15 protein-coding genes are annotated in these 12,474 nt (G+C 58.6%); 12 read left to right on the plus strand and 3 right to left on the minus strand.

Translation table 11 applies throughout. The features are described from left to right. The first annotated feature begins 167 nt into the window (after positions 1 to 167). Entirely contained in the window at positions 168 to 1,157 is a 990-nt protein-coding gene (locus S7S_RS03375) for a transposase (RefSeq protein WP_008739875.1), read from the plus strand. 130 nt (positions 1,158 to 1,287) lie between these two features. Here S7S_RS03375 and S7S_RS19115 read toward each other — a convergent pair. After that, a protein-coding gene (locus S7S_RS19115; protein WP_144401581.1) for an IS3 family transposase occupies positions 1,288 to 2,480 on the minus strand; the annotation gives its coding sequence in 2 pieces (ribosomal slippage) (positions 1,288 to 2,172 and positions 2,175 to 2,480; 1,191 coding nt in all). Between S7S_RS19115 and S7S_RS03390 the strand changes: the two genes are divergently transcribed. The 6 genes from S7S_RS03390 to S7S_RS03410 all read left to right on the plus strand — a co-directional run bounded on the left by S7S_RS03390 (position 2,463) and on the right by S7S_RS03410 (position 5,455). Next, complete coding sequence (locus tag S7S_RS03390; protein ID WP_338010705.1) at positions 2,463 to 2,810, plus strand: DUF2834 domain-containing protein; 348 nt, start codon at positions 2,463 to 2,465, stop codon at positions 2,808 to 2,810. The two genes, S7S_RS19115 and S7S_RS03390, sit on opposite strands and share 18 nt — an antisense overlap. A gap of 223 nt (positions 2,811 to 3,033) precedes the next feature. Continuing rightward, entirely contained in the window at positions 3,034 to 3,783 is a 750-nt protein-coding gene (locus tag S7S_RS19120; protein ID WP_008740544.1) for a type 1 glutamine amidotransferase domain-containing protein, read from the plus strand. A gap of 23 nt (positions 3,784 to 3,806) precedes the next feature. Beyond that, the gene (locus S7S_RS03395; protein WP_008740543.1) at positions 3,807 to 4,190 is read left to right on the plus strand and encodes a DUF6713 family protein; all 384 of its coding nucleotides are present in this window, start codon (positions 3,807 to 3,809) and stop codon (positions 4,188 to 4,190) included. A gap of 82 nt (positions 4,191 to 4,272) precedes the next feature. Beyond that, entirely contained in the window at positions 4,273 to 4,785 is a 513-nt protein-coding gene (locus S7S_RS03400; RefSeq protein ID WP_041025926.1) for a helix-turn-helix transcriptional regulator, read from the plus strand. Between the two features lie 23 nt (positions 4,786 to 4,808). After that, a complete protein-coding gene (locus S7S_RS03405) occupies positions 4,809 to 5,222 on the plus strand; it encodes a VOC family protein (RefSeq protein ID WP_041025927.1) in 414 nt (137 codons plus the stop codon). Continuing rightward, entirely contained in the window at positions 5,219 to 5,455 is a 237-nt protein-coding gene (locus tag S7S_RS03410) for a hypothetical protein (protein WP_008740442.1), read from the plus strand. Before S7S_RS03405 ends, S7S_RS03410 begins: the two co-directional genes overlap by 4 nt. Positions 5,456 to 5,639: 184 nt before the next feature. Here the strand turns inward: S7S_RS03410 and S7S_RS03415 are convergent, their stop codons facing one another. Both S7S_RS03415 and S7S_RS03420 read right to left on the minus strand, forming a co-directional pair. Beyond that, on the minus strand, positions 5,640 to 6,041 hold the full coding sequence (locus S7S_RS03415; protein WP_008740441.1) for a hypothetical protein: 402 nt from the start codon (positions 6,039 to 6,041) through the stop codon (positions 5,640 to 5,642). Further along, positions 6,041 to 6,304, minus strand: coding sequence for a hypothetical protein (locus S7S_RS03420; RefSeq protein ID WP_008740438.1), 264 nt, complete (start codon positions 6,302 to 6,304; stop codon positions 6,041 to 6,043). The genes S7S_RS03415 and S7S_RS03420 overlap by 1 nt, the downstream gene beginning before the upstream one ends. A 111-nt stretch (positions 6,305 to 6,415) precedes the next feature. On the opposite strand from S7S_RS03420, the gene S7S_RS03425 reads away from it, so the two are divergent. From S7S_RS03425 to S7S_RS03445, 5 genes are all read left to right on the plus strand, one after another. Continuing rightward, positions 6,416 to 7,192: an AraC family transcriptional regulator gene (locus tag S7S_RS03425; RefSeq protein ID WP_035206117.1), complete on the plus strand. Its 777-nt coding sequence runs from the start codon at positions 6,416 to 6,418 to the stop codon at positions 7,190 to 7,192. 296 nt (positions 7,193 to 7,488) lie between these two features. Next, positions 7,489 to 8,841, plus strand: a complete 1,353-nt coding sequence (locus S7S_RS03430) for a serine hydrolase domain-containing protein (RefSeq protein WP_008740434.1) — start codon at positions 7,489 to 7,491, stop codon at positions 8,839 to 8,841. Between the two features lie 317 nt (positions 8,842 to 9,158). Continuing rightward, positions 9,159 to 10,991, plus strand: coding sequence for a long-chain-acyl-CoA synthetase (locus S7S_RS03435; RefSeq protein WP_008740432.1), 1,833 nt, complete (start codon positions 9,159 to 9,161; stop codon positions 10,989 to 10,991). 161 nt (positions 10,992 to 11,152) lie between these two features. Then, positions 11,153 to 11,506, plus strand: coding sequence for a DUF1428 domain-containing protein (locus S7S_RS03440; RefSeq protein WP_008740430.1), 354 nt, complete (start codon positions 11,153 to 11,155; stop codon positions 11,504 to 11,506). 231 nt (positions 11,507 to 11,737) lie between these two features. Beyond that, entirely contained in the window at positions 11,738 to 12,343 is a 606-nt protein-coding gene (locus S7S_RS03445; RefSeq protein WP_008740428.1) for a DUF3592 domain-containing protein, read from the plus strand. Positions 12,344 to 12,474: the final 131 nt, after the last annotated feature.

Below are 12,474 nucleotides of genomic sequence, written 5' to 3' on the forward strand. Positions count from 1 at the left end.
GACACGCACGAATTGTCGACCTAGTTAAATATCGCGGCATGAGAACCCATAAACAACTAAAGGACGCGCACTAATTCGCACATTTCCTACAAGAAAAATAGCGAATATCTTCTAGTTTCCTGACCACGCGGGCAGTACCGTGACCATGGAGTTGCAAGGAGGCATCCATGACGCGTGCTCGATATACCCAGGTCAGCCTGGACTCAACCCCTTACTACCACTGCATCTGCCGCTGCGTACGTCGTGCCTTTCTCTGCGGTAAGGACCATTATTCAGGGCAGGATTACGAACACCGCCGCCAGTGGGTGGTGGATCGCTTGGCGATTCTGTCCGATATTTTCGCCATTGACCTGTGCGGCTATGCCGTGATGTCCAATCACTACCATCTTGTTTTGCGGATCAACCGTAAGAAGGCTGCCTCATGGACGGATATGGAAGTGGCAGAACGCTGGATGATGCTCTTCAGCGGCCCCATGATCGTGAAACGCTGGGTGAGGGGTGAGACGGAGGCTACGGAATCGCTGCAGGCGCTGGCGTGCGTGAGCCAATGGCGTGAGCGACTATACGACCTCGGCTGGTTCATGAAGTGCCTGAACGAACATCTTGCCAGAAAAGCCAACGAAGAAGATCACTGCAAGGGCCGCTTCTGGGAAAGTCGTTATAAGTGTCAGGCGTTACTGGATGAAAAGGCGGTATTGAGCTGCCTGGCGTACGTGGATCTGAATCCTGTCCGGGCAGCGATGGCCCAAAGCCCGGAAGACTCCGACTATACGTCTTTTCAGCAGAGGGTAGATGGACTGAAGGAGACTGGAGCAAAGGCGCCACAACCAACGCTGCTTCCTATGGTGGATGCCGATTCAGTGGAGGTTGATGATGAAGACACGCTATGTCGAGTCCGCTTAATGGATTACCTGGAACTGGTAGATAGCACGGGCAGGGCGTTCCGTGATGGTAAACGGGGGGCTATTTCCATTCAGGCAGCGAACATTTTGGAACGGGTGGGGATTGATAAACGAGCCTGGCTGGCTCATATGCAGCCACGAAGACAGCGTCAACCCGTGGCCATGGGTGCATTGCCCCGATTGATGGAGTATGCGCGGGCTACAGGCCGCCGTTGGGTTTCCAGTCAGCGGCTGGCCTCGTGGTGTGAGGCATAGCTACTTGTGTCCCTTATAACAAGCGAAAGGAAGGATGCACCATGAACGAATCACTCTTCAAGGGCCTGCTTTGGCTATTGGCAATCGGCTTTGCAGTGATCTTCCCCCGATAAAACGGACACGCTTCATTTCACGCTGCCATTCTCTCGTATTCCACCGGGCTCAAATAGCCCAGACCTGAGTGCAGCCTGCTACGATTATAAAATTGGTTGATGTATCCCGACAGCGCCAATCGGAGCTGATGCTCGGTATTGAATTCCTCTCCATGGATAAGCTCTGCCTTCAAACTGTGAAAGAATGATTCCATATGGCCGTTATCCGTACAACGACCCGGTCGATTCATACTACTGCGAATACCGTGGCGCTCAAGCTCATTCTGCAGGAGGTGGGCGCCATACTCGGAGCCACGATCTGAATGGAAGATCATCCGCCGCTGCGGCACTCTTACTCTCAACGCCTGCTTGAGTGCCCGCAACGTCAGTTCTGCTGTCTTGTTCTTCCCCAGAGCCCAACCCACAATTCTCCTGGAGTAAACGTCCATCACCGTGGCCAGGTAATGCCATTCTTTCGCCACACGGATATAGGTCAGATCCGCCACCCATTGCTCATTCACTCCAGCAGGTGGCCCCGAATCCGCCCGAAGATTCTGATGGCGGGCGAAGAATTTCTCTATACCAGGCACCCGTCGATAGAGTGTTGCTGCCCGGCCAACCAGCCCCGCGTCCCGCATAAGCCGCTCCACGCGCTTTTGCCCCACCCGGATGCCTTGTCGAGCCAGTACTTTATGGACCCTTGGGCTGCCGTAGCGACCCTCACTTTTCCTGTGAGCCCGCTCGATATAGCCGGCCAGTTGGCGGTCCTCAAGCGCTCTCGCGCTGACAGGACGCTTCAGCCATGCGTAGTAGCCGCTCCGGGAAACCCCAAGCCATTCACACAGGTATCTGACACCTAGTTCTCGTCCGTGGACTTGGATGAATCCAAATCGCTCTGATGTTGTTCCGCCAGATACCGTTGCCACTTTTTTAGGAGGTCGTTCTCCTTTTTGAGGCGTTCATTCTCGCGTTTTAGCCGGGCCGTCTCGTTCAGCTCGGCGGCCCTGGGTGCTTTGGGATTCTTCATCACATCTACACGTTTGCGACCGTCAGACCTGATCTTGCCTTCCCGATACTCTTTACGCCAGCGCGATAGCATAAAGGGGTGGATGCCAAGTCCCTCGGCAACCTGCTGGATCTGGATTCCCTCCTGGTAGCTCATCTCGACGGCGCGGATCTTGAAATCGTCCGCATACCGCCAAGTTTTTCTTGGATTGTTGTACTTCGGCATTTCTACACCTCATCGGTTAGGAGAAGGTGTCCGTCAAAGCGGGGGAACTACACAGCCGCCTTCGCCGTTGTTGTTATGCCGCCCCTGCTCGATAACCCCGACATTCTCGGCGCCGCCCTTGCCGGCTTCGTGAACCCCTATGCCGCAGGCTACGCCACCGACACTATTATGTGCTGGTGTGTGCTGGCCGTGTGGGTGCTGTATGAAGCCCGTGCCACCGGTATCAAATATGGCTGGATCGCGCTTGTGTTGGGCGTTGTGCCGGGTGTGGCGACAGGGTTTGCGATTTATTTGTTGATTCGATTGAATCAGCAACTTGAGAGAGTATAGGAGATGAACGCAGGCAGCCTTCCACTGATGTAAAGGAATACGAGCTTTCCACCCAACATTATATGGAAGGAAATCCGGGACACGCAGGAATTTCTTCCATAGGCGGAAGCAGGGTGGTGTCCTGGTGATAGTGGTGGAATGTTATAGGTTCCTGCATGCCCTCCATTGGCTATTGGCTCCGGCTAATGGCTCCCATCGTTTGATAAACAAAAAGGTACAGTAGATGGCAGCAGTCCTTATACCCCTACCGGACAACGATTTTGACGTAACGGAGGTTGCAGTGCCGTGGCGTCTGATAACCAATGCGGGCCACCGCATCGTTTTCGCAACTGAGAAAGGGGGCAGCAGGCCTTATGCTGATCCTTTGTTGCTAACCGGAGTGATATTCGGCGCACTGGGCGCTGAGAAGGAGCCAAAGGAATTCTACTCTCAGATGTGTGAGGACGATTCATTCAATAACCCGGTTTCATGGTCTAAAGTTCGTGCTGAAGAATTTGATGGCTTATTGTTGCCGGGTGGGCATGCGCCTGGCATGCGTCAGTATCTTGGGAATGCTTCACTGCATCAGTTCATTGCAGATTTCTGGACCACGGATCGCCCAGTGGGTGCCATTTGTCACGGCGTTCTCACGCTCGCCCGCGCGAAATCTTCTGAAGGAGTGTCTGTGCTGCATGGCAGAAGAACCACCTGCCTTCCCAAATATATGGAAATGCTGGCCTATTCTCTTACTTTCTGGAAGCTCGGTAAGTACTACCGGACCTATCCTGAGTATGTTGAAGATGAAGTGCGCAATGCTCTTGCGTCTCCGGGGGATTTCTGCCGCGGCCCAGTTACCCTGGGGAAACGAGGGACAAGGGATGACCATAGTGCAGCATTTGTGGTTGAAGATGGCCGTTATGTGTCGGCGCGTTGGCCCGGGGACGCCTATTTGCTTTCTGAACGTTTCATGGTGTTGCTGGAAGGAAAGCCGTAGCTATGTTTCGGTGAGGAATGGTCATGAAAGATCGCTTGTTTTACCTTGGTATCGGGCTCCTTTTTACGCATGAACTGGATGCCATGACCCACCATGAGTGGAGGGTGCTGCCACTCACCAGTTGGCTTGGCGAAGAGGTCGGGCGGTTTGTCTTTGTGGCCGCCCATGTCCCCTTGTTTGCCATACTGATTGCCTTGATGGCGAGCTTGAACAGTGTAGTGCGCAACCGGACCAGAGTGTGGCTATCCGCTTTTCTGATCCTCCATAGCATGCTCCATGCGGGGTTCGTGTTGCACGATAAGTACGAATTCAGTTCGCTCCTGTCCAATGTGCTGATCTACGGCGCTGCCATGTGTGGTCTTTTATACCTGCTTCTACATCGGTGGGAGAGGAGAGGTAGTGTTTGACACCCATGAGCCGGACGCCGCGTACCCAAGCCGTTTCGGCTGTAACATACGATGAATAATTCCTCCTGAAACTGATACAGCGATGAACAATCGAAGCATCAAGGCCGGGCACCAGGAGCGCCCCCGGCGTCGCGCCCGCCAGAGCCCGGAGTTATTGCGGCGACTGCTGCGGGCGAAAGACTCGATCGACAAGGCGTCCCACGAGGTCTGGCCCGTCCGGCGGCTGGCGCGGGTAAGCGGCGTTTCAGAGGCGCATTTCGCCCGCTCATTCAAGGACGCCTTCGGCATACCGCCACACCGTTACCTGCTCACACGGCGCATCGAGCGGGCTACGGCACTGCTGCGCGAGACCAGCCTGTCCATTACCGATGTCGCCTTCCAGACAGGGTGGGACAGCCTGGGCACGTTCGGGCGCACCTTTCGCGATGTGACCGGGGAGAGTCCGGGGGCGTTCCGGCTGCGCGAGAAGGCCGCCGTGCAGGAACGTCAGGGGCAGATGCCCGTCTGTTTTCTCAAGGCCAGTAACCGGCCGGACCTCACGATAGCAGTTTTGGAGAAGCGCCGCCGCGCGTCGAAAGATAACAATGCGGGCTAGCCGGTCACAGTGAAGGAGGTCTGATGAGTCAGGGGGTTCAGGTAGTGGGTTTGTACGTGCGGGATCACGACGAGGCGCTCGCGTTCTATGTGGACAAGCTCGGGTTCAAGGTCCATACGGATGTGCGCAATGGCGACTATCGATGGCTGACGGTGCAGCACCCGGAGCAGCCATTGTTCCAGCTCGGCCTGTTTGTGCCAGGGCCGCCAGTGCTGGATGCCGCAACGGCTGAGGATATCAGCGCCATCGTGGCCAAGGGCGCAATGCCGCCGCTGGTGCTGGCGGTGGATGACTGCCGTGCCGCCTATGAGAAGTTGTGCGCTTGTGGCGTTGAGTTCACGCAGGAGCCGATTGAGCGCTTTGGCAATATAGACGCCGGGTTCCGTGATCCCTCGGGCAACGGGTGGAAGATGATCCAGGCGGGGAAACAGTCATGAATGTGAGCCACTGGATACGACAAGGTCACCGCTGGGTGTCCATCCTTTTTACCGGCACAGTGATCGCGAATTTTATCGCGCTGGCGATGGGGAATGGCCAGCAACCTCCGGCGTGGGTAACTTATTCGCCCCTGCTGCCGCTGGCTCTTCTCCTGCTGACCGGCCTGTACATGTTTGTGTTGCCGTATGTCTCGCGGAGCAAGCAAGAAGCGGCCGAGACAGGACACGCATAGATGTCCGCAGCCGATGAGGCAACTCGCGATTTGCAAGCAAGGTGGCTTGGGCAGACTGGGTGATGGTCTCTGGAGCAGCTGGATGTCCCCAATATGTCTTTCACCGGTTTAGCAACGTGTACCGTCAGGCTGGGACAGCCAGCCGGTGCCGGTAACACAGGTTACCGCCCGGCTGGCTTGCTGATTATTCCTGGCTTGCCAGCAGTGCCCGCCCCAGCGCTTCCGCTTCTTCGTCACTGGCGACGATCCGGAGTGGCACTTTGAACAATGCAGACAGTGTGGCACTGTGTGTCTGCATGACCAGTCGTTTCACAGCATTGGGTTGCACGCCCACCAGCCCCTTGCAGCGCTGCTCCAGGCCATCCCGGTTGCGTTTGAGCCAGAGCGTGCGGCGCTTGCGGTCTTCGTGAGCTTCCACCGCCACCTCGGTGTTGCCCATCAGAATCACAAACGGGGTTGGCTGGCCAAGTAGCGCATCCATTTCTTCCTCCCAGAGAAGGGAATATCCCGCCGGCAGTGATTCGGGGAAGAGGCGCACAATCGGAAAGGCCCGCGTATCGTGGATTTTGAAATCGTCCAGCGCCATCAATGGGCCTCCCTGTGTTCGTCCAGCCATTGGCGCAACGCCGGATCGCGAACTTCCAAGACCTCGAATAGCCCCAGAGCGTCCAGCGCTGGCAACAGCTCGCGCAGGTCCTGTTGTGCGCATTGGCGCTGATGGTCCGGTGTTGTCGGGTTCAGCCACTGCCGGGCGGTGGCGAGGAAGGCACCGACCGATCCTTTGCGGACGGTCATCCCGTTAATACTCAGAGTGTTGTGTTCATCAGGCAGTATTTCGTTAGCTCGCATGGTTCAGTCCTCTCTGCAGAGGTCGGGCGCTTGGGGGTGAAGAAAGACTAGCCCTCCGAGGGGTGGCTGAAATACCGTATAAGCGTCATTCAATATCGGAAATACGCCAAAATGGCTATGACTCAAGGGAGTGGTTCCTTTTCGTCTTTTCATGGGCCTTTGCTGGCCAGGGTCTGGGACAAGAGCGAAGCGGAGCGCGAGGCGCGCATGGCCGGTGTCCATTGTCACGCCGAGGGGCAGTTGTGCGGTGCCGTCGATGGGCTGCTCACGGTCCAGGCAGGCGGCACGCTGTGGATGGTGCCGGCGGCCCACGCTATCTGGATCCCGCCTCATTGTGAGCACGGCATCGACCCCCACGGGCAGTTCGACGGCTGGGCAATGCTGCTCAATGCGTTGCTTTGTCGGGGGTTGCCGGAGCAGCCCTGTATCCTCAAGGTCTCGGGCTTGTTGTGGGAGGCGGTCAAGCGCGCCGCGCTCTGGGACGATCAGCACTGGGACGAAAGCCGCGACCCGCTGGTGGCGGTGATCGCGGCGGAGATTCGCAGCCTGCCCGGCGCGCCGCTGGGGTTACCGATGCCGACTGACCCGCGTTTGCTGCGCATTGCCAGGGCCTTGCTGGATGACCCGGCGGACAGCCGTGATCTGGCCGGCTGGGCACAGTGGGCGGGGTTGTCTGCCCGGACCCTGACGCGTCGTTTCCCACAGGAAACCGGCCTCCGGTTCCAGCACTGGCGACAACGGGCGCGCCTGTTACGTGCTCTTGAACGCCTGGCCAGTGGTATGCCGATTACCACGGTGGCGCTCGAACTGGGCTATAACACGGTGAGTGCGTTCATTGCCGTATTTCGCGAAACCTTCGGGGTCACACCGGGCCGTTGGCGGGGTTAGGCCGGAAAAGCCAGGACAAAAAGCCAGGACACGCATGGATTCGGGGGTTCGATACGGGCATCCGCACGTTGTAGGTGTGGTGTAGGCAGGGGCCTGGCCCAGCTTTGAGGTGAAATGGATGGGTGTCCCTGATTGACTTGTCTCGAGAAGCAAGCAGGCAGAGAAGGCTGTGCAGCACCAAGGCGGCGCCCGGGCCGGATGCATGGTTCAAGACTCTTCACGCCGCCCACAGCGGGCCGTGTAGTATGGGGCATCGCCCCTCTGATCACAGGGGTCGTCCTACACGGAGGTAGTACATGCCATACCATCCTTCTCACCTGACCGCGTTCGCCTTTGCCGCTGTACTGACGCTCTCCATGGCCCTCGCCGGCCCTGCCCATGCAGAAACTACCGCCTTCCCCGACGCAATAGAAAGCGACCCGGCCCGGCTTGGCTGGATGGTCGGTTCGCCGCCGCCCCCTGATCGCATCCTGCGCTTTGAAGACGGGAGTTATTTCCGTTTTCCGGCCATGCGCTGGAGCGTCTCGCATTTCAGACAGCTCATGCCAACCATCAATGTCTCCCGTGGCACCGCTGCGGCGGGGCGTCTCAGGCAGGCACTGCGTGACGATATTGATGACGTGACGTTTTTGCCGATGGGCAGCGATCGCCCGATGAGTTGGCGGGATGCCCTGCTGGAAAACTACACGGACGGCATTATTGTCCTGCACAAAGGCCGGGTGGTGTACGAGCGCTATTTCGGCGTCCTGACGCGCGAAGGGCAGCACGGCGTCATGTCCGTGACCAAGACCTTCGTGGGAACGCTGGCCGCCATGATGGTCGCCGATGGTGAGCTGGACCCTGAACGGAAGGTGGAGGAGTACGTACCCGAGCTTGCCCGTTCTGCCTTTGGGAATGCCACGGTGCGGCAGTTGATGGACATGACCACCGGCATTCGATTCAGTGAAGATTACGCTGATCCGAACGCGGATGTCTGGGCGCACGCGGCCGCCGGCAATCCTCTGCCAAAGCCGGCGGACTATCAGGGGCCGCGCTCGTATTACGAATTTCTGCAAACCGTGCAACCGGAAGGTACGCATGGCGAAGCGTTTCATTACCGTACTGCGAACACGGATGCACTGGGCTGGGTGCTCGCGCGGGTCAGTGGCCGCTCCATCGCGCAACTGCTGTCTGAAAAGATCTGGCGCAAGCTGGGCGCCGAACAGGATGCCTATATGTCAGTGGATTCCACCGGCACGCCCTTTGCGGGTGGCGGGCTGAATATGAGCCTGCGCGATCTGGCCCGGTTCGGGGAAATGATCCGCCAGGACGGCCGTTACAACGGTCAGCAGATTATCCCCAAAGCGGCCATTGCGGATATTCGGCAGGGTGGCAGCAAAGAGGCCTTTTCGAAAGCAGGTTATGCGCTGCTGGCAGGATGGAGTTATCGCAATATGTGGTGGGTCACGCATAACCCGCACGGCGCTTTTATGGCGCGCGGTGTGCATGGGCAGGCGCTGTATATTGATCCGGTTGCCGAGATGGTGATTGCCCGCTTTGCAAGCCACCCTGTGGCGACCAATGCCGCGAATGATCCGACCTCGCTCCCAGCTTACCAGGCGGTGGCGGCATATCTGATGGGCAGGAAGCAGGTGACGCCAGAGAAATAAAAACACCATGCAGCCTGATTTGTCCCACTTTGACTGGCGGAATGGCTGTTTAACTGCCTATAAGGGATCAGGCTCTCTCCCGTGCCTGGCCAGAAGATGGCAGGGCAGTATCGAGATCCTGCGCTACATCACATAAAGCGAGCCGCAGAGCTGGCTATCAGAAAACAAGCAATGCGCGATCACTGACGGCATTGGTTTGCTCCGGTATTGGAGAGCAATCAGCACTACGCAATGGTTGGGGAGTGGCTTCGGTGCAGGCCACTCTCCCTGTGTTTGCCTGTCTTTTGTCTGCCCGATAGACCAGTCAAGGAGCGTCTATGCGTCACTCGGATGTCATTACATTGCCGAAAATCCTGTCACGCGTCCCCGCGTTACTGTCCAATCTGCCGTCCATGATCAAAGGCTCCAAGATGTCGAAGATCACGGATACCCGCACCCCGGTGGGGCTCGCCAAGGGATTCCAGCAGGCAGTGCGATCCAACCCGGGCGGCGTGGCGCTGGTGTATGAAGACCGGCAATGGACATACCGGGAGCTGAACGCGTGGGCCAATCGCATTGCACACCACTTCGCGTCAAAGGGGCTGCGCAAAGGGGATACGGTCGCGATCAGCATCGAGAACCGCCCTGAACTCGTCGCCACGATCCTGGGCTGTGCCAAGCTGGGGCTCTGTTCGGCCATGCTCAATACGTCGCAACGGGGCAAGGTGCTGGTACACAGCTTTAATCTTGTGCAGCCCAGCGCGGCGGTGATCGGCGAAGAACTGGTGCCCGCCATCGAAGAAGTTCGCGGTGAGCTGACGCTGGATGCCGACCGGTTCTATTTTCTGGCGGATCAGGACACGTCCCGTAACGCGGGCAAGGCGCCGAAGGGATATATCAACCTGGCGAACGTCATACAGAAAGCGTCAGCGGATGATCCGGACACCATTGACCAGATCTGTCTCAAAGACCCGCTGTTCTATATCTACACCTCCGGCACCACCGGTCTGCCCAAGGCCGTGGTGTTCAACAATGGCCGCTGGTGGAAAGCCTATGGCGGCTTTGGCCTGGCCGCTGTGCGGCTGAACCAGCATGACCGACTATATTGCACGCTGCCGTTTTACCATGCCACGGGGATGGTGGTGTGCTGGAGCTCTGTCATCAGTGCGTCCGCCGGGCTGGTGCTGGCGCGCCGGTTTTCTGCCAGCCGTTTCTGGGATGATATTCGCCAGCATGATTGCACGGCGTTCGGCTATGTGGGCGAGCTATGCCGCTACCTGCACGAAGCACCGCCGAAGGAGAATGATCGGACCAATAAAGTCCGGGTGATTGTCGGCAATGGCCTGCGGCCCAGTATCTGGACGCCGTTCCGGGAGCGTTTTGGTATCGACCGGGTGGTGGAGTTCTATGCCTCCTCCGAAGGCAATGTCGCGTTTACCAATGTATTTGGTTTTGACAATACAGTGGGCTTCTCGCCGGTTTCCTACGCCATCGTGAAATACGACAAGGACCAGGACGCGCCGATCCGCAACGCGCGCGGCTTCATGACTCGCGCCGCGAAGGGCGAGGCCGGGCTGATGCTGGGTGAAATCTCCGACAAGACCCCGTTCGACGGCTACACCGACAAGGATAAAACCGAAAAATCCATCTTCCGCAACGTCTTCAAAAAGGGCGATGCCTGGTTCAATACCGGTGACCTGATGCGCGATATCGGTTTTCGTCATGCACAGTTCGTGGACCGCCTGGGTGATACGTTTCGCTGGAAAGGCGAAAACGTGTCCACCACGGAAGTGGAGCAGATCGTCGATCAATGCGACGGTGTACTTGAATCGGTGGTTTACGGCGTCGAAATCCCCGGCACCAATGGCCGCGCCGGCATGGCCCAGGTACGCCTCGCGGCGCCGCATGCCGAGTACGATTTTGCACGTCTCAGCGACCAGTTGCGGCGGGACCTGCCGCCTTATGCAATCCCGGTGTTCCTGCGTATCAATGAACAGGCCATGGAAACCACGGGTACGTTCAAGCACCAGAAAAACAAGCTCAAGGAGCAGCGTTACGATCTCGCGCAGCAGGATAACCCCGTCTATGTGATGCTGCCGGGCGAGCGGCATTATCAGCGCCTGACGGAGTCTGTCCAGGCCGCGATTGATGCGGGCGAGTATCGGTTTTGAGCGTTGGGGCAGGCGAGAGAGGAATAGCGGAAGCATTCTGCGAAGAAAAATGCTGATGCGGTTGTCGATTCAGTCCCCCGGCAAGCGACCACCAGGGGAGCACAGGATAAGCCAAGCCTTGCCTGCGCCCCGATCAATATTGGTGACTGGAGGACAACACAATGGATTACGTCGACGGGTTCGTCGCGGCTGTGCCCACGGCCAACAAGGAAGCGTTTATCGAACACGCCAGCCGCGCAGCCGCGCTGTTCAAGGAACAGGGCGCCACACGTGTGGTGGAATGCTGGGGTGACGATGTACCACCTGGCAAGCTCACCTCTTTTCCGCTTGCGGTGCAATGCCGTGAGGATGAGACGGTAGTGTTCTCATGGATCGTCTGGCCCTCGCGGGCGGTACGTGACGCCGGGATGGCCCGGGTCATGGCCGACCCGCGCATGACCAGCGAGGCCAATCCGATGCCGTTTGACGGTGCCCGCCTGATATTTGGCGGTTTTCAGATGGTGGTGCATGCCTGATCCGGGCCTGTTGCCGTGGGGCCGGGATCATCCTGGCCCGTACTGTGCTTTTGGCCACCCCGGTTCATGGGATGCGCAAGCCGCCGGGATCCGCTAGAAAGAGGCCGTTGGGGTTGCTTCTGGAATAATTCCCGTGACGGCCATCCGGCGATGGGTTTGGGGTGTTGATCTGAGCGTTGCGCGGCCATGCCATGCGGGCAGCCTGTCGTATGGCGTGCGCGGAGAAACGGCATGATCTGGCCGTCGACGCTGGGCGGCTGGTGGTTGTTGCTGACGTTGCTGCCCTTGCTGCTGGGCATTTTGCTGATGCTGCTGCCGGTCGGCCGCAGCGAACCGGCGCTGCAGGGGCGGATCAACACTTCCCTGGGCCTGATGGCCATCGGGCTGATAACGCTGGGGCTGAGTCTGGCCGTCATTGAAGCACTGTCGCTTGCCAGGGGGCAGCACAGCATGGGATGGCAGCCGGTAATGGCCACGGTGGAAAGCAGCCGCATCGTGCCGGCGGAGGGCGCGCGCGCTGCGCAGCAGCAGTGGCGTCTCGACGTCCGGTATCGGTATGTGCATCAGGGCGAGGAATATCTGGGCCACCGGTTGACCTTTGGACGCGGCCACACCGTGGACAGGATGTCGCTGGCCCGGCAGCAGCGAGCAGCGTTTTTTCCGGGTGCCCGCGTGACGGCCTGGATTGATCCGGATACCCCGGAGCAGGCGGTGCTGGAGCGGGGCCTGAGCCAGTGGTTGTCGGTGTTTATTGCCTGCGGTGTGTTGCTGGTCTGCGCCGGGCTGCATCTGATGCGCCTGGCCGGCTGGTGGCCGGGCGTGGCCACGGAAGCGTGACGCATGCCTGCACCGCGCCTCAGGACTCGTGGCGAACCGTTGGTGTTTTCCTGGCGCCAGCTGTGTCTGCGTGCGGTGCTGGCCGTGCTGGCTTTGGTGTTGTTTGCCGTGGCGCTGCCGGTCATGGCAGG

Source organism: Isoalcanivorax pacificus W11-5, from assembly GCF_000299335.2.
Classification (GTDB): Bacteria; Pseudomonadota; Gammaproteobacteria; order Pseudomonadales; family Alcanivoracaceae; genus Isoalcanivorax; species Isoalcanivorax pacificus.